Origin of the sequence: Dactylosporangium sp. CS-047395, from assembly GCF_050942185.1 — a bacterium.
Lineage (GTDB): Bacteria > Actinomycetota > Actinomycetes > Mycobacteriales > Micromonosporaceae > Dactylosporangium.
Genome location: NZ_CP192015.1, coordinates 6,511,136 through 6,533,557, shown reverse-complemented (window position 1 = coordinate 6,533,557; position 22,422 = coordinate 6,511,136). Strand labels below are relative to the sequence as shown.

Annotated in this window: 22 protein-coding genes; 16 read left to right on the top strand and 6 right to left on the bottom strand. The window is 72.9% G+C overall.

Going from position 1 to position 22,422, the window contains the following annotated elements:
• Positions 1-5: 5 nt before the first annotated feature.
• Entirely contained in the window at positions 6-527 is a 522-nt protein-coding gene (locus ACQP00_RS30775; RefSeq protein ID WP_433201577.1) for an Imm21 family immunity protein, read from the top strand.
• A gap of 15 nt (positions 528-542) precedes the next feature.
• On the opposite strand, the gene ACQP00_RS30770 is transcribed toward ACQP00_RS30775, so the two are convergent.
• Together ACQP00_RS30770 and ACQP00_RS30765 are read right to left on the bottom strand one after the other, a co-directional pair.
• Positions 543-1,202 carry a permease prefix domain 1-containing protein gene (locus tag ACQP00_RS30770; RefSeq protein WP_433201574.1) on the bottom strand — a complete coding sequence of 220 codons (660 nt, stop codon included), beginning with the start codon at positions 1,200-1,202 and terminating at the stop codon, positions 543-545.
• Positions 1,199-1,516 carry a PadR family transcriptional regulator gene (locus ACQP00_RS30765; protein WP_433201571.1) on the bottom strand — a complete coding sequence of 106 codons (318 nt, stop codon included), beginning with the start codon at positions 1,514-1,516 and terminating at the stop codon, positions 1,199-1,201. Before ACQP00_RS30765 ends, ACQP00_RS30770 begins: the two co-directional genes overlap by 4 nt.
• Positions 1,517-1,623: 107 nt before the next feature.
• Here ACQP00_RS30765 and ACQP00_RS30760 point away from each other — a divergent pair, with 107 nt between their 5' ends.
• From ACQP00_RS30760 to ACQP00_RS30730, 7 genes are read left to right on the top strand one after another with little or no spacing between them, the layout of a single operon-like run.
• Positions 1,624-2,826: an ROK family protein gene (locus tag ACQP00_RS30760; RefSeq protein WP_433201568.1), complete on the top strand. Its 1,203-nt coding sequence runs from the start codon at positions 1,624-1,626 to the stop codon at positions 2,824-2,826.
• An 11-nt stretch (positions 2,827-2,837) separates the two neighbouring features.
• The gene (locus ACQP00_RS30755) at positions 2,838-3,908 is read left to right on the top strand and encodes a sugar ABC transporter substrate-binding protein (protein ID WP_433201565.1); all 1,071 of its coding nucleotides are present in this window, start codon (positions 2,838-2,840) and stop codon (positions 3,906-3,908) included.
• The gene (locus ACQP00_RS30750) at positions 3,896-4,642 is read left to right on the top strand and encodes an ATP-binding cassette domain-containing protein (RefSeq protein WP_433201562.1); all 747 of its coding nucleotides are present in this window, start codon (positions 3,896-3,898) and stop codon (positions 4,640-4,642) included. The genes ACQP00_RS30755 and ACQP00_RS30750 overlap by 13 nt, the downstream gene beginning before the upstream one ends.
• Entirely contained in the window at positions 4,639-5,778 is a 1,140-nt protein-coding gene (locus ACQP00_RS30745; RefSeq protein WP_433201559.1) for a sugar ABC transporter permease, read from the top strand. Before ACQP00_RS30750 ends, ACQP00_RS30745 begins: the two co-directional genes overlap by 4 nt.
• Before the next feature lie 14 nt (positions 5,779-5,792).
• Positions 5,793-7,115, top strand: a complete 1,323-nt coding sequence (locus ACQP00_RS30740; protein ID WP_433201556.1) for a GH1 family beta-glucosidase — start codon at positions 5,793-5,795, stop codon at positions 7,113-7,115.
• A gap of 19 nt (positions 7,116-7,134) precedes the next feature.
• Entirely contained in the window at positions 7,135-7,944 is an 810-nt protein-coding gene (locus ACQP00_RS30735) for a phosphotransferase (protein WP_433201553.1), read from the top strand.
• A 5-nt stretch (positions 7,945-7,949) separates the two neighbouring features.
• Positions 7,950-9,146: an alpha-amylase family glycosyl hydrolase gene (locus ACQP00_RS30730; RefSeq protein ID WP_433224048.1), complete on the top strand. Its 1,197-nt coding sequence runs from the start codon at positions 7,950-7,952 to the stop codon at positions 9,144-9,146.
• Here the strand turns inward: ACQP00_RS30730 and ACQP00_RS30725 are convergent.
• Positions 9,110-9,289, bottom strand: a complete 180-nt coding sequence (locus tag ACQP00_RS30725; protein ID WP_433224046.1) for a DUF6767 domain-containing protein — start codon at positions 9,287-9,289, stop codon at positions 9,110-9,112. The genes ACQP00_RS30730 and ACQP00_RS30725 overlap by 37 nt on opposite strands.
• 92 nt (positions 9,290-9,381) lie before the next feature.
• Between ACQP00_RS30725 and ACQP00_RS30720 the strand changes: the two genes are divergently transcribed.
• The gene (locus ACQP00_RS30720; protein ID WP_433201550.1) at positions 9,382-9,819 is read left to right on the top strand and encodes an MSMEG_6728 family protein; all 438 of its coding nucleotides are present in this window, start codon (positions 9,382-9,384) and stop codon (positions 9,817-9,819) included.
• Between the two features lie 4 nt (positions 9,820-9,823).
• Here the strand turns inward: ACQP00_RS30720 and ACQP00_RS30715 are convergent, their stop codons facing one another.
• From ACQP00_RS30715 to ACQP00_RS30705, 3 genes are all read right to left on the bottom strand, one after another.
• On the bottom strand, positions 9,824-10,249 hold the full coding sequence (locus ACQP00_RS30715; RefSeq protein WP_433201547.1) for a hypothetical protein: 426 nt from the start codon (positions 10,247-10,249) through the stop codon (positions 9,824-9,826).
• An 85-nt stretch (positions 10,250-10,334) separates the two neighbouring features.
• Positions 10,335-11,318 carry a hypothetical protein gene (locus ACQP00_RS30710; RefSeq protein WP_433201544.1) on the bottom strand — a complete coding sequence of 328 codons (984 nt, stop codon included), beginning with the start codon at positions 11,316-11,318 and terminating at the stop codon, positions 10,335-10,337.
• Positions 11,312-11,629 carry a PadR family transcriptional regulator gene (locus tag ACQP00_RS30705; protein WP_433201541.1) on the bottom strand — a complete coding sequence of 106 codons (318 nt, stop codon included), beginning with the start codon at positions 11,627-11,629 and terminating at the stop codon, positions 11,312-11,314. The genes ACQP00_RS30710 and ACQP00_RS30705 overlap by 7 nt, the downstream gene beginning before the upstream one ends.
• 906 nt (positions 11,630-12,535) lie before the next feature.
• On the opposite strand from ACQP00_RS30705, the gene ACQP00_RS30700 reads away from it, so the two are divergent.
• The 7 genes from ACQP00_RS30700 to ACQP00_RS30670 are packed head-to-tail and all read left to right on the top strand — an operon-like array spanning position 12,536 to position 22,422.
• Positions 12,536-14,047, top strand: a complete 1,512-nt coding sequence (locus tag ACQP00_RS30700; protein WP_433201538.1) for an NAD(P)/FAD-dependent oxidoreductase — start codon at positions 12,536-12,538, stop codon at positions 14,045-14,047.
• Positions 14,044-14,316, top strand: a complete 273-nt coding sequence (locus tag ACQP00_RS30695; protein ID WP_433201536.1) for a phosphopantetheine-binding protein — start codon at positions 14,044-14,046, stop codon at positions 14,314-14,316. The genes ACQP00_RS30700 and ACQP00_RS30695 overlap by 4 nt, the downstream gene beginning before the upstream one ends.
• 35 nt (positions 14,317-14,351) lie before the next feature.
• Positions 14,352-18,188, top strand: coding sequence for a non-ribosomal peptide synthetase (locus tag ACQP00_RS30690; RefSeq protein WP_433201533.1), 3,837 nt, complete (start codon positions 14,352-14,354; stop codon positions 18,186-18,188).
• Between the two features lie 8 nt (positions 18,189-18,196).
• Positions 18,197-18,394, top strand: a complete 198-nt coding sequence (locus tag ACQP00_RS30685) for an MbtH family protein (protein ID WP_433201530.1) — start codon at positions 18,197-18,199, stop codon at positions 18,392-18,394.
• Complete coding sequence (locus tag ACQP00_RS30680) at positions 18,391-19,908, top strand: amino acid adenylation domain-containing protein (RefSeq protein ID WP_433201527.1); 1,518 nt, start codon at positions 18,391-18,393, stop codon at positions 19,906-19,908. The genes ACQP00_RS30685 and ACQP00_RS30680 overlap by 4 nt, the downstream gene beginning before the upstream one ends.
• A 1-nt stretch (position 19,909) precedes the next feature.
• Positions 19,910-21,187 (top strand): ATP-grasp domain-containing protein, encoded by a 1,278-nt coding sequence (locus ACQP00_RS30675; RefSeq protein WP_433201524.1) that lies wholly within the window; start codon positions 19,910-19,912, stop codon positions 21,185-21,187.
• The gene (locus ACQP00_RS30670; protein WP_433201521.1) at positions 21,184-22,422 is read left to right on the top strand and encodes an MFS transporter; all 1,239 of its coding nucleotides are present in this window, start codon (positions 21,184-21,186) and stop codon (positions 22,420-22,422) included. Before ACQP00_RS30675 ends, ACQP00_RS30670 begins: the two co-directional genes overlap by 4 nt.

Below are 22,422 nucleotides of genomic sequence, written 5' to 3'. Positions count from 1 at the left end.
TCGAGATGCGTTGGCTGCAGTCGTTCGGTGGCCCGCTGATCCTGTTGCCGAAGGAGTCCGTTCACCTCTGGGCGGGCTCCTACGGGCCGGATGGCGACGATGAGATCGACGAGGAGGAGACGGACTACTGGCGTATCTGCGAGACGGTCGAGGACTACGCCGACGTTGTGGACGTCCGTGGGGTCGAGGCCTTGGTCCTGGCCAACGGCGGGTGTCCTACGGCCTTCGTTGCCGCGGAGCGCCTGTTCGTGCAGGACATGGGCGAGGGGTTCCGGCTCGGCGCCCTGCAGACCGCAGCTCGCGCCCGATCGGCTGTCGAGTGGGCCAAGGTCGTCACGTGGAACTGCGCCGGTCCGTGCCTCATGTTCGACGCGAGTCTCTACGGGCCGAAGGTCCGCGAGCCGGAATGCCTCCCGATCGACCTCGTCGCCGGGACATACACGGTGCGCTCCGGATACTGGATCCCCGACTCGAACGACGAGAGCAACGTCGCACTGACCAGCCTCGAACTGGCGTCTCTGCGGTAAGTGACGGCTGTGGGCCTACGCCACCGTGGCGTTCGTCGGTGCCGGGGCCGATCGGCGGGTCGCATGGGTGTGCCGGGCGTACATCGTCAGGCCGACGCCGGCGAGGTTGGCCAGGGCGAAGCCTGTCAGCAGCGCGGCCGCGTGCCGGTGCAGGTTGGTCTCGCCCGAGGTCAGCGCCAGCGCGAGCGGCACGTCGACCAGCGCCGCGACGCCGCCCAGCGTGATCACCGCCGCCCCCAGCCAGCCGAACGGCGGAGCCGGCCGCCGCGCCGCCAGCAGTACCAGGGCTCCCAGGAGCAGCGCGGCCCCGATCCAGGTCGTCTGCCGGGCGATCGACGCGCTGCCGCCCCAGATGCCCAGGCTCAGGCCGGCAACGACATGGCAGCCGGCCAGCATGAGCAGGGTCCGGCCGGCCACTGCCGTCGCGGTCGAGGCGGCGGCGGCCAGGCGGGTGGGTTCGTGGACGTGCAGGAGCTGGGTGGCGACCTCGCCCGCGCCGCCGAAGTTCAGTACCGCCTCGCGCTCCGCCTGCTCCGGCGGCAGGCCCGCGGCGATGTGGGCGTCGGCCGCCGAGCGCAGGTGGTCCGCAGCCTCCTCCAGCATGCGGCGGCCCGCGGCGCCCTGCCCGGACAGCCGGTTGAAGAGGTCGTCGAGGTACCAGTCGATCTCGCTCACGCCCATCCCTCCACCACGGCGCGTACGCCGGCTTGAAAGAGTGTCCATTCCTTCTGCTTGACCGTGACCGCGTCCGCGCCCGCCGGGGTCAGCCGGTAGACGCGCCGCCGGCGGCCCGAGTCGGTGCTCCACTCGCTCTGCACGAGGCCGTCGCGTTCCAGGCGGTGCAGGGCCGGGTAGACCGTGCCCTCCGGCAGGTCGAAGGTGCCGTCCGACTGCTCGCGCAGGGCCGTGATGAGCGCGTAGCCGTGCCCCGGCTCGATCCGGCGCAGGGCGGTCAGCAGCAGCAGGTCCAGATGCCCCCGCAGGTCCATACCTAGCAATCTAGGTATAGCGGCTCCCCGGCGTCAACCGGGGGATTGTGCGCGGACTTATTTCAGACTATAAAACAATCATTGAACCAAGGGTTGGAGGACCGGCGGTGGCGAAGAAGGCTTCGGTCAAGGACGTGCGGCGGCGCAACCGAGCGCTGATCCTGCGGCACGTCTGGCTGCACGGGCCCACGTCGCGCAGCGGGGTGGGGACGGCGACCGGGCTGTCCGCGGCCACGGTGACCAACGTGATGAACGAGCTGCTCGCCGAGGGCACCGTGCGCGAGGAGGGGTTCCTGGACTCCGACGGCGGGCGGCGGCGGGCGATCGTGCGGGTCGCCCACGACGCGGGACTGGTCGTCGGGGCGGACGTCGGCGAGACCAAGATCGGGGTCGAGCTGTTCGATCTCGGCCTGAACCGGCTCGCCGCCCGGGAGTACCCGTTCAAGGGGCGGCGGATCGAGGTCGGCGAGGCGCGTACCGCGATCACCGATCAGGTCACCGCCATGCTCGCCGAGCTCGGCGTGGGGGCGGACAGGGTGGTCGGGCTCGGGCTCGGCGTGCCGGGCATCGTCGAGGAGGACCGCCAGCTCGTGCACGCCGAGGTGGTCGGCTGGCACGGGGTGGACTTCGGCGGGTTCGGCGACGGGCTCGGCATCCCGGCGTTCATCGACAACGGGGCCAAGTCGACCACGCAGGCCGAGGCCTGGTTCGGGGCGGCCCGCGACACCGACCACGCGGTCATGGTGCTCATCGGCGAGGGCGCGGGGGCCGGCATCATCACCGACGGCCGGCTGTACCGCGGCTCCTCCAGCAGCGCCGGCGAGTGGGGCCACACGAAGATCAGCCTCGACGGGCCGCACTGCCGCTGCGGGCGGGCCGGGTGCGTCGAGACGTTCGTCGGCGCGTCGGCGGTGCTCAACCAGTGGCGGGGGCCCGACGAGACCTGGCTCGGGCGGGAGACCGACGGCGTCGAGGCGATCCTGGCCGCCTGGCGGTCCGGCGACGCCGCGGCCCAGCGGGCCATCGACGGGCTCGTGCGCCACCTCGGGCTGGCGCTGTCCAACCTCGTCAACCTGTACAACCCCGAGAAGATCATCGTCGGTGGCTGGTTCGGCGACCGGATCGCGGCCGAGCTCCTCGTGGAGCTGCAGGCGGCGGTGCGCGCCTACGCCCTGGACCAGCCCGGCGGCGAGGTCGTGCTCGTGCGCTCCCAGCTCGGGCGCGAGGCCGCCGTGCTCGGCGCGGCCACGCTGCCCATCCATCAGCTCATCGAGTCCGGCGCCGGCATCGAGCGCCTCACACCCCTGTAAAGGACACCCCCATGCTGCGACGACTGCTCGTCTTGGCCCTGGTCCTGGTCACCGCCGCCGCCTGCACGCAGGGCTCGCCGGCCGCCGACAACACGACCAAGGACCTCACCATCGCCTTCCTGATGCCGTGCTCGACCTGCGCGGACCGGTTCGAGAGCAAGGACAAGCCCTACTTCACCGACGCCGTCAAGGCCATCGACCCCACCGTCAAGGTGATCGCGAACAACGCCCAGGGCGACGCCGCGGTACAGCTGCAGCAGGCCGAATCCGCGCTCACCAACGGGGCCAAGGTGATCGTGGTCAGCCCCTTCACCGCCGAGGCGGGCGCGTCGATCGTGGCCAAGGCCGACGCCGCGGGGGCCAAGGTGATCGCCTACGACGGCGCCGTCGAGGGGGCCGTGCCGGCCGCGTACGTCTCCTTCCAGAACGAGAAGGTCGGCGAGCTGCAGGGCCAGTACCTGCTGGACAAGCTGCCGCCGGGGGCCACCGTCGCGATGATCAACGGGGACATCACCTCCGGGCCCGGCCGGGAGTTCAAGGCCGGCGCGCACAAGGTGCTCGACCCGGCGTTCCAGTCGGGGCGGCTCAAGCTCGGCTACGAGTCCGACACCCCGAGCTTCGACCCGGCCAAGGGGCAGGCCGCGATGGAGCAGGGCCTGACCAAGCTCGGCGACGACGTCCAAGGCGTGATCGCGCCCAACGACGGGCTCGCCAACGCCGTCATCACGGCGCTCACCGCCCGCAAGCTCAACGGCAAGGTCCTCGTCACCGGCCAGGACGCCACCGACGCCGGGCTGGGCAGCATCATGGCCGGCAACCAGTCCATGACGGTGTACAAGTCGATCCGCGCCGAGGCGGAGGCCACCGCGAAGATCGCCGTCGCGCTCGCCAAGGGCGACCGGGCGGGAGCCACCGCGCTCACCACGAGCACGGTCGACAACGGCACGGGCAAGGTCCCGGCGCTGCTGCTCGACCCGGTCGCCGTCACCAAGGAGAACATCGCCGACGTGGTGATCAAGGACGGGTACAGCAGCAAGGACAAGATCTGCGCGGGACTGGCGGCGGACCAGTGCAAGCTGTAGCTCCGCCCACCCTCGAGCTCCGCGGCGTCGTCAAGCGGTACGGGCGCGTCGCGGCGCTCACCGAGGTCGGCTTCACGGCCACCGCCGGCGAGGTGGTGGCCCTGGTCGGCGACAACGGTGCGGGCAAGTCCACCCTCGTCAAGGCGATCGCCGGCACCCACCGCATCGACGCGGGCGAGATCCTGCTCGGCGGCGAGCCGGTCACGATCGGCTCGCCGAAGGAGGCCTCGGCCCTGGGCATCGAGACCGTCTACCAGGACCTCGCCCTCTGCGACAACCTCGACGTGACCGCCAACCTGTACCTCGGACGCGAGCGCCGCCGGCGCCGCTCGCCGCTGCTGGACCGGGAGGGGATGCAGGCGCACGCCGCCGCGATCATCGCCGACCTGTCCGCGCACCTGCCGGACCTCGCGCAGCCGGTCTCGGCGCTGTCCGGCGGGCAGCGCCAGGCCATCGCGGTCAGCCGGGCCGCGCTGTGGGGCTCCCGGATCGTGCTGCTCGACGAGCCGACCGCGGCGCTGGGGGTGGCGCAGACGGCGATGGTGTACGACCTCATCCGCCGGCTGCGCGACCGCGGCCTGGCCGTCGTGGTCATCTCGCACAACATGGCCGACGTGTTCGCCGTCGCCGACCGGATCACCGTGCTGCGGCTGGGCCGCAACGCGGGGGAGTTCAAGCCAGGCGTCCACACCACCGACGACGTCGTCGCGGCCATCACCGGGAGCCGCACGTGATCCGCAAGGCGAGCGGCACCACGACCGTCCTCATCGGACTCGTCCTGGTCTGGGGCATCTTCCAGGCCCTCAACGACAACTTCCTGTCCGCGCGGAACCTCTCCAACCTGCTGCTGCAGATCGCGGTGCTGGGCACGCTCGCGGTCGGCATGGTGATGGTGCTCATCCTCGGCGAGATCGACCTGTCCGTCGGCGCGGTGGCCGGAGTCAGCGCGGCGGTCCTGGCCCGGCTCATCGCCGATCAGGGCGCGCCGGCCTGGCTCGCGATCGCGGCCGCCGTCGCCACCGGCGCCGTGATCGGGCTGCTGCACGGGCTCGTCATCACCTCGGCCGGCATCCCGTCGTTCATCATCACCCTCGCCGGCCTGCTCGTGTGGCAGGGCGTGCAGCTCGCGCTCGTCGGCGACGGCGGGCAGATCCCGATCCGCGACACCGCGATCCGTTCGATCGCCTCCAGTTACGTCGTGCCCGGCTTCGGCTGGGTGCTCGCGGTGCTGGTGGTGGCCGGGTTCGCCGGCCTGCGGGCGCTGCGCCGCGCGCGCCGGGCCCGGCACGAGCTGCCCAATCCGCCGCTGCCCGCCGAGGTGCCCGCGCTGGTCCTCGTGGCCGTCGTCGTGCTGGCGGTGACGTGGCTGCTCAACTCGTACTTCGGGATCCCCTGGGTCTTCGTGCTCCTCCTGGCGCTCGCGGGCGCGGCCGGGGTGCTCATGACCGGAACCTCCTTCGGCCGGCACGTCACCGCGATCGGCGGCAACCGCGAGGCGGCCCGGCGGGCGGGCATTCCCGTCGCCCGTACCGTCGTCGTCGTCTTCGTGCTCGTCTCCGCGATCGCCGCGCTGGCCGGGGTCGTCGAGGCCTCCCGGCAGTTCTCGGCGTCCAACGCGCTGGGCGGCGGCACCCTGCAGCTCAACGCGATCGCGGCGGCGGTCATCGGCGGCACCAGCCTGTTCGGCGGCCGCGGCCGCATCTACCACGCGATCCTCGGCGCGCTCGTCGTCGGCAGCGTGCAGAACGGGCTCGACCTGCTCGGTGAGCCGGCCGCCGTGAAGAACATCGCCACCGGCGTCATCCTCGTCATCGCCGTCGTGCTCGACGCGCTCGGCCGCCGCCGTCGTGCGGCCCGCGGCTTCCTGTAGAAAGGCTCGTACACATGCGATTTCCCGACGGGTTCATCTGGGGCGCGGCCACCGCCGCCTACCAGATCGAGGGGGCCGCCGCCGAGGACGGCCGCGGACCGTCCATCTGGGACACCTTCAGCCACACCCCGGGCGCCGTCCTTCGCGGCGACACCGGCGACGTGGCCTGCGACCACTACCACCGCTGGCCCGCCGACCTCGACCTGCTCACCGAGCTGGGCGTCGGCGCCTACCGGTTCTCGGTCGCCTGGCCCCGCGTGGTGCCCGGCGGCGCCGGCCCGGTGAACCCGGCCGGCCTGGACTTCTACGACCGGCTCACCGACGGCCTGCTGGAGCGGGGCATCACACCCATGGTCACCTTGTACCACTGGGACCTCCCGCAGGCCCTGCAGGACCGCGGCGGCTGGGCCAACCGCGACACCGCCGCGCACTTCGCCGACTTCGCCGCGGTGGTGCACGACCGGCTCGGGGACCGCGTGCCGTACTGGCTCACGCTCAACGAGCCGTACTGCTCGGCGGTCGTCGGCCACCTGGAGGGCCGGCACGCGCCGGGGCTGCGCGACGAGCGGACGACGGTCACGGCCGTCCACCACCTGCTGCTCGCCCACGGGCTGGCGGTCGCGGCCCTGCGCGCCGGCGGGGTCACCGGCGCCGTGGGCATCACCTGCAACCTCACCTCGGTCCATCCGGCGAGCGACGACCCGGCCGACCTGGACGCGGCCCGGCAGGTGGATCTGCACGAGAACCGGATGTACCTCGACCCGCTCTTCCGCGGCGCCTACCCCGCGGACGCCGAGGCCCACTACGCCCACGTGACCGACTTCGGCTTCGTCCGCGACGGCGACCTCGAGCGCATCGCGGCCCCGCTGGACTTCTTCGGCATCAACTACTACGAGCGCCACCACGTCCGCGCCGACGGCGGCGGCGGCTGGCAGCGGATCCCGCCCGCGCACCCGACGGTGACCGGGATCGGCGTGCACCCTGAGGGGCTCGGTGAGATCCTCGACCGGGTCGCCAAGGAGTACACGCCGCTGCCGCTGGTCGTCACCGAGACCGGCCTGGCGCTGCACGATTATCCCGGACCGGACGGCGAGATCGCCGACGACGAGCGGATCGCATTCTTCGACGGGCACATCCGGGCCGCCCACGCCGCGCTGGAGCGGGGGGTGCCGTTGTTCGGCTTCTTCCCGTGGTCCTTCATGGACAACTTCGAGTGGGCGTCGGGCTACGGCGTGCGGTACGGCGTGTATTACGTCGACTACCCGACCCAGCGCCGCATCCCCAAGCGCAGCGCCCGCTGGTACGCCGGCGTCATCAAGGCGAACGGCATCGACTGAGTCCCCGTACGATCAAAGCGTGCTCGAAGACCTCCGGCCCACGCCGGGCCAGCACGGGCAGCGGCGCACCTATTTCGCGCGGTGGCGCGGTGAGCAGGTGGTCGTGAAGTGGGGCCTGGACCCGGATCTGCCCGAGAAGATCCCGTACGTCGCCGGGCAGATCGCCGAGCTGCGGAGCCGCGGGATTCCGGCCGCGCCGGTGCTCGCGCACGGGACGATGCCCGGCGGCGGGTACGCCTGGCTGCAGCCCCGCCTGCCCGGCCGCCCGGCCCGGCCGACCCCCGGGCTGCTCGACGAGGTGCTCGCGCTGCTCGACCGGATGCGGGCCGCGCCGGCCGGGCCGCACCGCAGCGACTACAACGCCTGGCTCACGCAGGTGGTCCGCGACGACGCGGCCGGCTACTGGGCCAACGCCGCTGCCCTCGGGGCGGACGCGCGCGCATTGTGTGCACGTGTCCGCGATTCGGTGGACATGTCACGGACGCCGGCGGCCGCGCTCGATTACGTGCACATCGACCTGAATCTCGGCAACATCCTCACCGACGGCGACACCATCGTCGGGCTGATCGACCTGGAGAACCTCGGCATCGGCAGCGGGGCCACCGACGTGGCCTGCCTTGCCGCCGACTGGCACCGGCACGGCGCGCCCGGGCTCGCCGAGATTGTCCATTATGGACGTTCGCGGCACGGCGAGGAGGCGTGGCGGTGGGCCGTCGCCCACGAGATGGCGAGCCGGCTCGGCTGGCGCAGCGAGCACTTCCAGGCCCTCGACCCGGCGGCGGAGGTCGCCCCCGCGGCCGCCTGGTTCGACGCGGTTTATGCTGACTGACCGTGATGTGGTGGCAGTTGTACCCGCTGGGCTTCACCGGCGCGCCCGTGCGCCCCGAATCTCCCGTCGAAGGCGTCACGCATCGCCTCGGGCGGATCGAGGGCTGGCTCGACCACGTGGCCGGACTGGGCCTCGACGGCATCGCGCTCGGCCCGATCTTCGCCTCCCAGACGCACGGGTACGACACCCTCGACCACTTCCGCATCGACCCGCGGCTCGGGGACGACGCCGACTTCGACCGGCTCGTGGCCGCCGCCCACGCGCGCGGGTTGCGCGTCCAGCTCGACGGCGTCTTCAACCACGTGGGCCGCGGGCATCCGCTCGTGGCGGAAATGGTGAACCCGGCCGTATTCGAGGGACACGACTCGCTCGTCGTGCTCGACCACGCCTCGCCCGCCGTGGCCGATCTCGTGGTGCGCGTCATGACGCACTGGCTGGACCGGGGCGCCGACGCGTGGCGGCTCGACGCGGCCTACGCGGTGCCGGACGAGTTCTGGGCGGCCGTGCTGCCCCGGGTGCGCGAGCGGCACCCCGAGACCTGGTTCGTGGGCGAGATCATCCACGGCGACTACGCGGGCATCGTGCGGGCGTCCACGATGGACTCGGTCACCCAGTACGAGCTGTGGCAGGGCTTGTGGCACGGCATTGCCGACCGGAACTTCTTCGAGCTCGCGCACGCGCTGAAGCGGCACAACGACCTGCTGGCCACGTTCGTTCCGGCCACGTTCACCGGTAATCATGACGTGTCACGGATCGCCTCGGCGGTCGGACCGGACTTCGTGCCGCACGCCCTCGCGGTGCTGCTGACCGTGGCGGGCGTGCCGAGCATCTACGCCGGCGACGAGTACGGCTGGACCGGCGTCAAGGAGGAGCGGCTCGGCGGCGACGACGCGGTGCGGCCGGAGTTCCCCGCGCAGCCGCTGCCGGACAACGACCTGACGCGCGTGCACCGGCAGCTGCTCGCCCTGCGGCGGGACCGGCCGTGGGTCGTTCGGGCCCACACGGACGTCGTGCACCTGGACAACCGCCAGACCGTGCTGCGCACCGCGACCGGCGAGGGTGCGCTGATCGCGGCGCTCAATCTGGCCGAAGAACCGGCCACGGTACCGGCCGCGGGCGCGAGCATCCACGCCGCCGGCAACGGGACGCTCGACGGCGACCGGGTTCACCTGCCCGCGCGCGGCTGGGCCGTCCTCAGCTGAAACGCGTGCATCTCGGCGCGCAGCTCGGGATCGCTCATCACCAGGTACACCACCGGACAGTCCTGCGGCCCCGACGCGTTCGGGTGACACAGCGTGCACGGCTGGCCCGGCCGGAGCGGGCACCGCGCATCCGGGCGGCGCATGCTGCTCATAGGTCCACCGTCCGCCTGGACCCGGCGCGCCGGCAGGGCCGAAAGTCCCGGTATCGAGGGGCCGGGCCGGGTAACAGTGCGGTGTGCAGACGTTCCTGCCCTATGCGGACTTCGCGGCCAGCGCCGCCGTGCTCGACCAGCGGCGGCTCGGCAAGCAGCGGGTCGAGGCGCTCCAGGTGCTGCGCGGCCTCGTCGTGCCCGGCTACGGCTGGCGGCACCACCCCGCGGTGAAGATGTGGGCGGGGTGCGAGGAGGCGCTCGTGCGGTACGGCCTCGACATGTGCGCGGCGTGGACGGCGCTCGGGCACGCCGACACCGTCGCCGGCACGCTCATCACCGAGCGCGGCGCGGCCCGCACCCAGGAGAACCTCGCCGCCGCCGGGGCGCTGCCGGTGTGGCTCGGCCGCGAGGACGTGCACCGCAGCCATCGTTCCGCGTTGGTACGCAAGGATCCCGCCTTCTACGGCCCCCTGTTCCCCGACGCCGACCCGGAAGAACCGTACGTCTGGCCCGCCGCCTGACCGTTCACCCGCCGGTGGTCGACCCGGGCCGGACGATCATCAGCACCACGACGACCGCCCACAGCAGGTTGAACACGCCGGTGACCATCCCCAGCCGCCCGGCCGCGGCGACATCGGCGGCCCCGCTGACGAACCGCCGCTGCCGGGGCAGGATGACCAGCCCGAGCAGCGCCGCGGCGGCCATGGTCAGCCCGATCGAGGCGAGCAGCCACGCGTCGCCGAGCACCCCGAGACTCACCGCCGTGGCAAGGCCGAACAGCGGCACGGCGAGCCCGAGCGCGGCGTACATCACGCAGATTCGGTGCAGCAGCCGCAACGCGGCCCCGTCCCCGCGCCGGGCGACGGCCGGAAACATGCTCGCCGCCACGGTCACGGGCCCGACGGCCACGATCGCGGCGAGCACATGGATGCTCAGCAGCACTTTGCTCACGGCCGTCGAACCTAGATCCACCGCCGCCTGCGCGGGAGAGGCGTGGATGCCACATGCCGACGGGATCCGGCCAGGTAAGCCGCGTTCAGCCGATGCGTGCGGCCGTCCAGCGACGGACGGCGCCCACGACGGTCAGCGCGAGCGCGGCGAGCCCGGCGAGGAACAGCAGTACGACGTAGGGGTCCTGCACCTCGATCCGGCTGTTGGCGAGGTCGTCGACCGGGGAGAGGGCCATCGGCACCAGATCCGGGATCAGCCGAGCGGGGCCGTAGGTGGACAGCGCCAGCACCTGCGCGAAGACCAGCAGCGGCGTCAGCGTCGCCACGCACAGCGCGGTCAGCCAGATGTCCCGGGTCCGGTCCCGGCGTCGCGCGCCGAGGAGGACCGCCGCCGCGACGCCGACTCCCGTCACGACCATGGCGCCGCCCGCGCTGCCCGGGACGGGCGGGAACACGAGCTGGGCGACGAGCCACCAGCCGGCCGCCACGAGCGCCGCCGTTGCGCCGGTGCGCAGGGCCGGCCCGGACAGGTCAGTGCGCTCGGCGGTGACCGACAGCACGGCCAGCAGACAGGCCGTCAGGACCACACCGAACACCGGGAGCCCGACCATCGCCTGCTCCCGGGCCGAGCCGTGCGAGCCGGCGGCGGAGACGAACGTGGCGGCCAGCGCGCCGACCAGGCAGGTGCCGCCCGCGCGGAGTGCGCGCGGGGCAAGGCCGATGCCGACCGGGCCGAGCGCGCCGCGATGGCGGCCCCACCAGGCCAGGCTCAGCAGGAGCGCCACGACGGCCACGGCACCCCAGCGCAGCGGCGGATAGGCCACGCCGGCCGTGCCGCGCACCGCGGCGGCGAGGGCCACGGCGGCCAGCAGCGGGTAGCCGACCGCCCGGATGACGGCCGGCTGGGCCAGCACGACGCCCAGGCAGCCCATCGCGTGCCGCCGGCGTTCGCGGCCGGGCCCGATCGCCGTTGACTCGGCGCGCATGGCCCGGCCCCAGTCGCGGCGATCGGGCGGCAGCAGCGCCGTCGCCAGCGCGAGCAGCCGGTCGGCGCCGTCGCGGCTCACCACGCGCCGCGCAGTTCGGTGCGGGTCGCCGGCGCGGGCCTGGCCGGCGCCGGTGTGAGCTCGGCGGCGGCCGCGACCCCGGCGTCGGTGAGGCGGTAGAGGTGCCGCGGCGGGCGGCCCGCCGGAGGGTCGGTCTCCCATGACGCGGCGAGGAGTCCGCGGTCGGTGAGCCGGATCAGGATCGGGTACAGCGAGCCGGCCTTCAGCCCGACCTCCTGCCCCAGCTCGTAGCCGTAGCGCGAGCGGCCCGGACCGGCGGCCAGCGCCAGCAGCACGGCCACGGTCTGCGGGGACGGTCGTCGGCCTCGGGTCACTGCACAACTCCATCCGGCTGGTCGAGTCGCCTCGGGGTGATGCGACCGCCACGATAACTCTATCTACATAGAGAATGACTGCCCATCGTCCGGCGCCGCGCCACGCCGAACTCGCCGAGTTCCCCGACGCGCTGGAGCGGCGCACCCGCGAAGCGCCCGACGAGCCCGCGCCGCCCGGGCTGGGCGTGTCAGACTGTTTGCCTGCCGGAAAGCAATGTCACGGCGTTTACATCGGCTGCAACCGAGTGTTACGTGGCCGCTGAAAAGATGGTCTGCAACCCGTGACGGTGCTCGTCGGTCGCGTGATCCAATACCCGCCGCCAAGCATCGCATTTCGTATGGTGAACGAATGTCATAGTGACATCAATGGATCTCTGACGGCCGTGTCGAATCATTCGGGTGCGGTCGAATCGGGAAGAGAACCACTGCTCAGTGGCGGATTCGGTCGGCCACGTAAAAGATCGGCGATCATCGTTGCGCAGACCTGCCGGTCAACTTCCCCCGGCAGAAAACCGATAAACATCAATGATGGGTTGCGGCTCGCAGTCGGGCCCGTCTAGGCTTCCCAATGAAGTCGCTCGGAGATCAAATGCGAGCGGCGTGAACTGCCGAAGTGGCCTCAGGGGCCGCCAGATTCGGGGCTCTGGACGGGGGTAACGGGGACTCTCAAGATCTGCACGGGCGCCTCACTGATCATTGCTCGAATCGATCGTGTCCGCCGCACGACCGTGCCCAGATCCTGCCTGGTCGTCGCGCTCCGAACCCAACTCGAATTGGCCGAAAAGCAGCGTGCGCAAAAACCGGCGACGAGGCCGGTCGATTCACCGTGTCCTACGGAAACAAACAAATCGCCGGCCGGCGATTCGATGGCCCATGTCCGTGAACGGGATGTACGGAGGATTGCCAATGGAACACCGTCAGGTTGCCGATCCCGCAGTGCCCAGGCAGGCCGACGTCGTCATCGTCGGGAACGGGGCGCTCGGGCTGTTCCTCGCCGACGAATTGCTGGAGCGGCGCGCCGGATCCGTGGTCGTGGTCGGGCCGAGCGATCGCGACGCCGGGGCCAGCCGGGCCGCCGGGGCGATGCTGGGCTGCTTCGGCGAGACGACCTCCGAGTCGCTGCGCACGGACGCCGCGCGCACCCGGTTCGAGCTCGGCGTGCGCGGCCACGAGCGCTGGCCCGACGTGCTGCGCCGGCTGGAGGAGTACTCCTCGACCGGGTTCCCGCTGCAGGTCGCCACCGAGACCCACGTGGTGCTCAACGCCATCGGCGCGGAGCTCGACACCGTGAACTTCGAATCGATGCTCAAGGCGCTCGACGAATACGGCAAGCCGTGGTCGGAGGTCGACCCGCAGGACATTCCCGGCTTCCGGCCGCGGACCGACGCCCGGGCGCTGCGCGCGGTGTGCCTGCACGAGGAGGGCGCCGTGGACGGCCGGGGCGTGCTCGCCGCGCTCGAGAACCGGCTCACCGCGACCGGTGTCACGCTCGTCGACTCGACCGTCCGGCGGCTGATCGGATCCGGTGACGCCGTGACCGGGGTCGAGCTGGCCGACGGCACGGTCATCGAGGCCGGCGCCGTCGTCGTCGCGGTCGGGGTGCGCAGCGAGGCGCTCGTCCGCACCGTCGCCGCGGACCTCGAGCTGATCCCGATGTTCGCCGGCCTCGGCTTCGCGATGATCGCCCAGCGCACCGCGGGAACGCCGTTCAGCAGCGTGGTGCGGACCCCGAACCGGGGCTTCGCCTGCGGGCTGCACGTCGTGCCGGCCGGGCCCGGGCGCGAGTACATCGGGGCCACCAACCGGCTCGTCGACGACGTCTCCAACGTCACCTGGGTCGCCGACGTGCGCTACCTCGCGCAGTACGGCATGCAGCAGCTGGACGAGCAGATCGCCCGGCACGAGGTCGTGCAGTGGCTCAGCGGCAACCGGCCGGTGACCCTGGACGGCTTCCCGATGATCGGCTGGCTGCCGATGAACGGGCTGTACCTCATGACCGGCACCTACCGCGACGGCTTCCACTGCGCGCCGCTGCTGGCCACGCACGTCGCCAACGAGCTGCAGGGCAAGCCCGGCACCATCGACCCGATGTTCAGCCCGACCCGCCGCCCGATCGTGACCCGCACGATCGACTGGTCGGTCGAGGAGTACGTGCAGCACAACATGGCCGCCTGGTTCGAGACCGGCGCCGAGGCCGCCCCGCAGATGACGACCACCCAGCTGGCCGCCTTCTACCGGGCCCGCGGCACCGAGGCCTACGAGAAGCTCGGCGTCGACTACGCGCTCGGTCCCGACGTGCTCTGGTACGCCGAGGGCAGCCTGGTCGGAGCCCGCCGGGTCGCCCGGTACCTGCGCCGCGTCGGCGGCGAGACCCCCGTCCTGGCCCCGGCCAGCAGCGGCATTGGAGATGCGCGGTGAGCACAGCAGATGAGTCCGTCCGGGACGTCGTGCGCAAGCTCGTCGAGGACCAGCTCAACGTCGGCGGCCGCGAGCTCGACCCCGACGACGACCTGTGGAACCTCGGCATGACCTCGCTGAGCTGCATGGGTCTGATGCTCAACCTCGAGGACGCCCTCGACGTCGAGCTGCCGACCGAGCTGCTGCAGCACGAGACGTTCCGCAGCGTCAACACGATCGTCGCCGCGATCGACGGCGCCCGCGAAGAGGACGCCTCGACGCTCGCCTGACCACTGTCCGAATCTCTGCATTGGGCGAAGGTGCCATGCCTCGACGCGAGAAACGTCCAGCCAATCCGGACCCGCTGACCCGCACCAGCGAGCCGGGCCACTACCCGCTGTCGGTGGGCCAGGAGCGGCTCTGGTGGCTCCGCGAGCTCGGTTCCGCGCCCGACCAGTACCACATCCATGGCGGTTGGCGGTTCCCCAAGGGCCTCGATCCGGAGGCCATCGCCACCGCCCTGCGCGGGCTGGTGCGGCGGCACGAGATCCTGCGCACCCGGTTCGTGCTGGGCGCGCAGGGCACCCTCGCGCAGGAGGTGCGGGACGATGTCGAGATTCCGATCACCTGGGCCGGACGGGACTGGGACGCGGCGGTCGAGGCGGCCGCGACCGAGCCCTTCGACCTGGCCCGCCCGCCGCTGTTCCGCGTGGTCGGCGCGGAGCTGGGGGACGGCCCGGCGCTCTACATGGCCCTGCACCACATCGTCACCGACCGGTGGTCGATGGACGTGCTGCCGCGGGACCTGATGGAGCTGTACCACGCCGCGCTGGAGGACCGGCCGGCGCAACTGCCGCCGCTGCCGGTGCAGTACGGCGACTACGCGGCCTGGCAGCGCCGGTTCCTGACCGGGGAGCGGCTCGAGGCGCTGCTGGGCTGGTGGACCGGGACGCTGGGCGGTCGCGAGCGGCCGGAGCTGCCGCTGGACCGCCCGCGCCCGGCGACCGCCGACGGCACCGGCGCCGAGGTGACGGCGGTGGTGTCCGCGGACATCACCGCCGAGCTGACGGCCCTCGCGTGGCGGTCCCGCGCGACGCCGTTCATCGTGGTGACGGCCGCCCTGGCCAAGACCCTCGCCGACCAGACGGGGCAGCCGGACGTGGTGGTCGGGGCGATCGTCTCCGACCGGCCCCACCGCGACCTGCAGGACGTCGTCGGCTTCTTCGTCAACACGGTGCCGGTGCTCGTCGACACGTCCGGCCCCGACCTGACCTTCGCCGAGCTCATCGTGCGCACCCGGGACGCCTGGATGGCCGCCGACGCGCACCAGGACGCGCCGTTCGAGGAGATCGTCGGGGCGCTGCGCGGCGGCACCGCGGACCGGCGCAACCCGGTCTTCGACGTCGCGGTGAACTACGGCGGCGACCGGCTCAGCCTCACCGAGCTGGAGAACGCGCCGATCTGGTGGTATCCCGAGGTCCCGTCGACGGCCCGGTTCGACCTGTCGCTCACCGCGATGCCGGTCGACGGGCAGCTGCGGGTCACCATGTTGTACCGCCCCGACCTCTTCGAGCGGGCGCCGGTCGAGGCGCTGACGTCGCGGTACACGAGGCTGCTCGAACTGGCGGTCGCCGCACCCGACACGCCGCTGCGGGCGCTGCCCCTCACCCCGGCCGCGGAGGTCGAGCGGCTGCACGCCGGCAACGACCCGAGCCCCGCACCGCAGGCCACCGTCGTCGAGCTGATCGAGGCGCAGGCGGCGGCCCGGCCGGACGCGTTCGCGATCGCCGCGCGCGACGGGCGGCTGTCGTTCCGGCAGCTCAACGAGCGGGCCAACCGGCTGGCCCGGCACCTGCTCACCCGCGGCGCCGGACCGGAGCGCGTCGTGGCCGTCTGCCTCGATCACAGCATCCATCGGTACATCGTGCTGCTCGCCATCGCCAAGGCCGGCGCGGCGTATCTCCCGCTCGACCCCGCGCTGCCCGCCGGACGCCTGCGGTTCCTGCTCGACGACGCGGCGCCGGTCCTGGCCGTCGTCAGCCCGTCGCTGCGCGGCGCGCTGCCGGAGCACGCCACGCCCGTGTTCGAGCCGGACCAGCTCGACCTGCCCGGCTCCCCGGCCGGCAACCCGCCCGCGGCGGCGCGGCCCGGCAACCTGGCCTACCTGATCTCGACCTCCGGCTCGACCGGCGCGCCGAAGTCGGTGGCGGTCATGCACCTCGGCCTGAGCCGGCTCTGCGCGGGCGCACCGCGATACCTCGACCTCGGCCCGGGCACCACATTCTTCCAGGCCGGCCCGCTCTCCTTCGACGTGGCCGCGCTGGAGTGGGCGCAGCTGGCCCACGGCGGGCGGGTCGTGGTGGCCGACGCCGGTACCCTCCAGGAGTCCCTGCCCACCGTCGTGCGCGACTTCGCGGTGACCACGCTCAAGGTGGTCTCCCCGCAGCTGGACCTGCTCGTCGACGGCGGCCTGGAGTATCTGACCGGCCTGCGCCAGCTCGTGGCGGGCGGCGACGTGGTCAACCCGAAGAGCTTCGCCGCGGCCCGCCAGGCGCTGCCCGGCTGCCGGGTGACGGCCTCGTACGGCCCGACCGAGTGCACCGTCCTCGCCACGGTCTTCGAGGGCGCGGTCGACGGCGGGCGGGTGCCGATCGGGCGGGCCGTGCCGCACACCCGCGCGTACGTCCTCGACCGCGAGCTCAACCACGCCGGCGTCGGCATGCGCGGCGAGATCTACCTGGCCGGCGACGGGCTCGCCCGCGGCTACCAGGGACGGCCGGGGCTGACCGCGGACCGGTTCGTGCCCGACCCCTCCGGTCCGCCCGGCGCCCGCATGTACCGCACCGGCGACCTCGGCCGCTACCGGCCCGGCGGCGACATCGACTTCCTGGGCCGCGCCGACCGCCAGGTGAAGATCCGCGGCTTCCGGATCGAGACCAGCGAGATCGAGCACGCGCTGCTGCGCCGGCCCGGCATCACCTCGGCCGTCGTGGTCCGCGCGGAGCTCGACACCGGGCCGTGCCTGGCCGCCTACGTCGTCGCCGACGAACCCCTGGACCGGGCCGAGCTGCGCGGCGCGCTGCGGGCCACCCTGCCTGCCTACATGGTGCCGGACCACGTCATCGAGCTGCCGCGGCTGCCGCTGACCGCCAACAACAAGGTGGACCGGGCCGCGCTCCCGCCGGTCCTCCTCGACGCGGCGGACGCGGACGACGAGCCGGCGAGCGGGCTGGCCGCCCGGGTGGTGGAGGCGTGGTCGGCGGTTCTGGGCCGGCCGGCGCCGCTGCACGGGGACTTCTTCGAGCAGGGTGGGCATTCGCTGCTCGTACCCCGCGCCACCGCCGCCGTCCGCGCGCTGCTCGGCCGGGAGGTCCCGCTCCGGCTCATGATGGAGCACCGCACCCCGGCCGCGTACGCCGACGCGCTGCTCCGCGAGCGCGAGCCCGACCTCGCCGGGGCGTCGCGGGAGCACCGCCTGCACCGGCGCGACCGGCCCAGCGCGGCCCTCGGCGGCGACCGGCGGCTGGACCTGTTCGTCTCCGGCACCGACCCCGCGGCCGAGGTGCGCCGGCTGCTCGTGGTGCTCGACGGCGCCGAGTTCGTGGACATCATGCGGCTGCCGGCGATCCTGGACCGGCTCACCGTGGCCGGGCAGATCCCGGTGACCGCGGCGGTCTTCATCAGCCCGGCCGGCTGGGCGGCCCGCCGCACCGAGCTGCTCGCGGGCGGCTACGCCGACGTCCTCGCCGACGAGGTGCTGCCGCAGCTGCTGGACTGGCTGGGGGAGCGCTGCCGGGTGGAGCGGGCCACCGCGCTCGGCGCGAGCCTGGGCGCGGTCGCCGCCATCCGGGCCGCCCTGCGCCGCCCGGACCGCTTCGACGGCGCCGCCGCGATCTCCGGCCCGCTCACCGACCACGACCTCGGCGCGGATGCCGGGCGGAGCCTCGCGCGCTTCTACCTGGCCGCCGGGCGGGACGAGGCCGACATCCTGCTCGACGACGGGCTCAGCCTCGTCGAGGCGACCCGCAAGACCGGCGCCGAACTGGCCGAGCGCGGCCACGTCGTGCGCACCGAGACCGCCGCCGGCGGCCACACCTACGCCGCCTGGGAGGCGATGCTCCCGGAAGCCCTGCGGTGGATCTTCGACGAGCGGCAGGACTGAGGGAGAAGATGTTCGACGACGAGCAGCGGGAGTTCCGGGTCGTGGTGAACGACGAGGAGCAGTACTCGATCTGGCCCGCCGACCGCGAGCTGCCTGCGGGCTGGCGGGCCACCGGCCCGGCCGGCACCCGGCAGGAGTGCCTGGACCACATCGACGAGGTCTGGACCGACCTGCGTCCGCTGAGCCTGCGCCGGGACATGGCGTGAGCGAGACCGTCGGCGAGCTTTTCGCGCACCAGGTCCGGCGGCAGCCGCAGGCCCTGGCCGTGCGCACGCCCGGGCGGACGTGGACGTACGCCGAGCTCGACCGCGACACCGCCCGCCTCGCACACCGGCTCCACGCCCGCGGGGCCGGTCCCGGCACGGTCGTGGCGATGCCGATCCAGCGCGGCCCGGCGGCGCTGATCGGGCTGCTGGCCGTGATCCGGGCCGGCGCCGCCTGCCTCCCGATGGACCCCGCCGGCCCGCCCGAGCGCAACCGGGAGGTGCTGCGGGAGGCGGGTTGCACGCTCGTCCTCACCGACGCCGACGTGATCCTCGACGATCCCGGTGATCGGCCGACCGGCGACGGGCTGCCGGTGCCGGGGCCGCAGGATCTGGCGTACGCCATCACCACGTCCGGCTCGACCGGCCGGCCCAAGGTGGTCGGCGTCCCGCACGCGGCGATCGTCAACTGCATCCGGGCCTGCCACGACGACCTCGACCTGATCCGGCCGGACGACGTCGTGCTGTGGACGGCCGCGCCGACCGTCGACGTCACCATGCAGGACTGCCTGATGGCGCTGGCCTGCGGGGCCGCCGTCGCCATCCCGGCGCCGGGGGAGCTGCAGGGCACCCGCCTGGTCCGCGACGCCCGCGAGCTCGGCGCGACCGTGCTGGACCTGCCGGCGGCGCTGGTCGGGCCGTACGGCCGGGCGCTGCTGCCCCGGCTGGCCGCGGCCGGCGTGCGGCTGGTCATCACCGGCAGTTCCCAGCTGGACGGGCGCGGCCTCGCCGACGCGGCCGGCACCATGGTCGTGCACAACGGCTACGGCCCGACCGAGGCCGCGGTCGCCGTCACCTGGTACCGCTGCGACCCCACCACCCCGCAGCGCACGCCGATCGGCCGGCCGATCCGCGGGGTGCGCATCCACCTGCTCGACGACGACGGCCGGGAGGTCGCGGCCGGGCAGCCCGGGCAGGTCTGCATCGCCGGGGAGGCGCTCGCCCGCGGCTACCTCGGCCGGCCGGCCCGCACCGCCGCCGCGTTCCTGCCCGATCCGCTCGCCGGCGTCCCGGGCGGGCGCATGTACGCCACGGGCGACCGCGCGATGCTCGCCCCGGACGGCAATCTCGTCTATCTCGGCCGCCTCGACGACCAGGTGAAGGTCGACGGTCACCGGGTCGAGATCGGCGAGGTGGAGCACGCCCTGCGCGCCTGCCCGGGCGTCATCGACGCGGCAATTGTGATCCACGAAAAGGCGCCCGGCGGAACGGCGATCGTCGCCTATCTGACGGGTGCGCCGTCCGCCGATGAGGAGCTGGTGAATTTCCTCCGCGACCGCCTGCCGAGCTATATGCTGCCCCGGTTCTATGTCTGGCTCGACATGCTGCCCCTGAACCGTCCGGGCAAGGTGGATCGCGCCAAGCTGGCCGCAATGCCGATCACCGAAATGGTGATGGGACCGGGCCGTCGCGATGCACCGCGGACCTCGTTGAAGGAGATGCACCGTGGTGGATGAAATGGGTCGTGCGACCTCGGCAAAGGCGGAACCAGCGGACGCGGAGGCGGACCTCCGGCCGGCGGTGCTGGTGATCGGCGGCAAGACGAAGATCGTCGAGAAGGCGAACGACCTCGGATTGCGGGTCGTCTACGTCCAATATCCGAATTCGTACCGCCGGGAGCACTGGGAATACGTCTCCCAGGCATTGCTGCTGGACTATTCCGACCTCGATCGGCTGCTGCCGCTGGTGCGCGCGTTGCATCAGGCGTATCCGTTCCGCAAGGTCGTTTCGCTGTTCGAGCTGGGGCTGCTGCCGGCCGCGAAGATCGACGAGATGCTCGGCCTCGGCGGCAACTCGGTGGCCACCGTCGAAATGCTGCTCGACAAGTCATTCATGCGCCGGCACCTCAACGCGCTGGGCGTCAGCCCGGTCGCGCACGCCGTGGGCCGCGGCGAGGACGACCTGCGCCGGTTCGTGGCCGAGCACGGGCTGCCGGTGGTGATCAAACCGACCCGGGAGGCCGGCAGCATCTGCGTCTTCGTGGTGCGCGAGGAGGCCGAGCTGGCCCCGGTCGTGGCGCGCTACCACGAGCTGGGCACCACGTTCGACGCCATCGACCTGGCCGGGCCGATGGACGCGTTCCTGATGGAGGAGTACCTCGACGGCCCGGAGATCAGCGTCGAGTCGCTGAGCTTCGCCGGCCGCCACGTCGTCGTCGGGATCACCGACAAGGTCACCGGCCCGGCCTTCGTCGAGCTCGGCCACGCCACGCCCAGCCGCCACCCCGCCGAGCAGCTGGCCGAGGTCGAGGAGCTGGTGCATCGCTTCCTCGACGCGGTCGGCCTGCGGGAGGGCCCCGCGCACACCGAGCTCAAGCTGACCTCGCGCGGGCCGCGGATCATCGAGTCGCACAACCGGGTCGGCGGCGACCGGATCAACGAGCTGACCGAGCTCGCGTACGGCGTCGACATGGACCGCTACGCGCTCGCCATCCCGTTCGGCCTGGTCGAGCCGCTGCCGGGGCGGCCCGCAGCGGTGCAGGGGGCGGCGATCCGGTTCCTCACCCCGCCGCCCGGGCGGGTGGTGGCGATCCACGGCACCGACGACATCGCCGACGACCCCGCGCTGGTCGAGGTGGAGATCGAGGTCGAGCCCGGCGACGTCGTGCGGGAGCTGCGCTGGAGCGAGGACCGGGTCGGCCACGTGATCGCCCGGGGCGCCACCACCGACCAGGCCATCGCCAACTGCGAGCGGCTCGTGGCCACGCTGCGCATCGAGACCGAGCCGGTCCGATGAGCGCGGAGCCACGCTTCCGCGACGCCGTGCGCCACCTTCCGGCCCGGGTATGGCTGGTCAGCGCGGGCATCCTGGTCAACCGCGCGGGGAACTTCCTGCCGATCTTCATCGTCCTGTACGTCACCGTCACCCACCATTCGCCGTGGATGTCCGGCCTCGTGCTGGGCGTCGCCGGGCTCGGCAACGTGCTCGGCAACGCGGTCGGCGGGCACCTCGCCGACCACCTCGGCCGGCGCTGGACGATGACCGTGTCCGGGCTCGCCACCGCCGCGCTGACCGCGTGCATCCCGCTCGCCGGCCCGCTCGTCGTGCTCGTGGTGCTCGTCGGGCTGGTCGGGGTCGCCTCGCAGCTCTACCGGCCCGCCGCGGCGGCGCTGCTCGTCGACGGGCTGGACCACCGCCAGCGCCTCGCCGCCGCCGGTGTGTTCCGGTTCGCGATGAACATCGGCGCCGCGATCGGCGGGGTCGCGGGCGGCGTGCTGGCCACCGTGTCGTACGAGTGGATGTTCTACAGCAACGCGCTCGCCGCGCTCGTCTTCGCGATCGTGACGGCCGTCTTCGTCCGCGACCCGGCGGCCTACGCGGACGCCAAGGCGGACGCGGATGCCACGCCGCAGGAGGCGGGCGGCTACCGGGCCGCGCTGGCCGACCGGCGGCTGCGGCGGTTCCTGGCGATGACGTTCGTGGCCGAGGCGGTGTACATCCAGTCGACCGTCGGCCTGCCGCTGCACGTGACCGCCAAGGGGCTGACGCCGGCCGACTTCGGCTTCCTGATCGGCCTCAACGGCCTGCTCGTGCTCGTCTTCGAGCTGCCGATCACCGCCGCGGTGTCCCGGCGCCGCCCCGAGTACGTCCTCGCGGTCGGCAACCTGCTCACCGGTGTCGGCCTCGCGCTGACCGTCTTCGCGGGCTCGATGGTGTGGCTGGGCGCGACGGTCGTGCTGTGGACGGCGGGGGAGATGCTCTACGCCTCGATGGCCGCGGCGTACATGGGCGGCCTGGCCCCGGCCCACCTGGTCGGCCGCTACCAGGGCCTCTACGGCGCCACCATCACGGCCGGGAACGGTCTCGGCCCGCTCATCGGCGGTGTGGTCTATGCCGCCAGCACCAACGTGTTCTGGGCGCTCGTCGCGGTGGCCGGCACCTGGTCCGCCCAGCTGTGCCTGCCGCCGCTGCGCCGCCGCTCGCAACAGCCGCCGGTCGAGCACCTGCAACCGGCTCAGGAAGTGCCATGA

Bases quoted from the DNA above. Each gene is read 5' to 3' on its own strand.
- ACQP00_RS30755 (WP_433201565.1), top strand. From the start codon at position 2,838: ATGCTGCGACGACTGCTCGTCTTGGCCCTGGTCCTGGTCACCGCCGCC.
- ACQP00_RS30730 (WP_433224048.1), top strand. From the start codon at position 7,950: ATGTGGTGGCAGTTGTACCCGCTGGGCTTCACCGGCGCGCCCGTGCGC.
- ACQP00_RS30725 (WP_433224046.1), bottom strand. From the start codon at position 9,289: ATGCGCCGCCCGGATGCGCGGTGCCCGCTCCGGCCGGGCCAGCCGTGC.
- ACQP00_RS30775 (WP_433201577.1), top strand. From the start codon at position 6: ATGCGTTGGCTGCAGTCGTTCGGTGGCCCGCTGATCCTGTTGCCGAAG.
- ACQP00_RS30685 (WP_433201530.1), top strand. From the start codon at position 18,197: ATGTTCGACGACGAGCAGCGGGAGTTCCGGGTCGTGGTGAACGACGAG.
- ACQP00_RS30700 (WP_433201538.1), top strand. From the start codon at position 12,536: ATGGAACACCGTCAGGTTGCCGATCCCGCAGTGCCCAGGCAGGCCGAC.
- ACQP00_RS30765 (WP_433201571.1), bottom strand. From the start codon at position 1,516: ATGGACCTGCGGGGGCATCTGGACCTGCTGCTGCTGACCGCCCTGCGC.
- ACQP00_RS30670 (WP_433201521.1), top strand. From the start codon at position 21,184: ATGAGCGCGGAGCCACGCTTCCGCGACGCCGTGCGCCACCTTCCGGCC.
- ACQP00_RS30690 (WP_433201533.1), top strand. From the start codon at position 14,352: ATGCCTCGACGCGAGAAACGTCCAGCCAATCCGGACCCGCTGACCCGC.
- ACQP00_RS30675 (WP_433201524.1), top strand. From the start codon at position 19,910: ATGGGTCGTGCGACCTCGGCAAAGGCGGAACCAGCGGACGCGGAGGCG.
- ACQP00_RS30740 (WP_433201556.1), top strand. From the start codon at position 5,793: ATGCGATTTCCCGACGGGTTCATCTGGGGCGCGGCCACCGCCGCCTAC.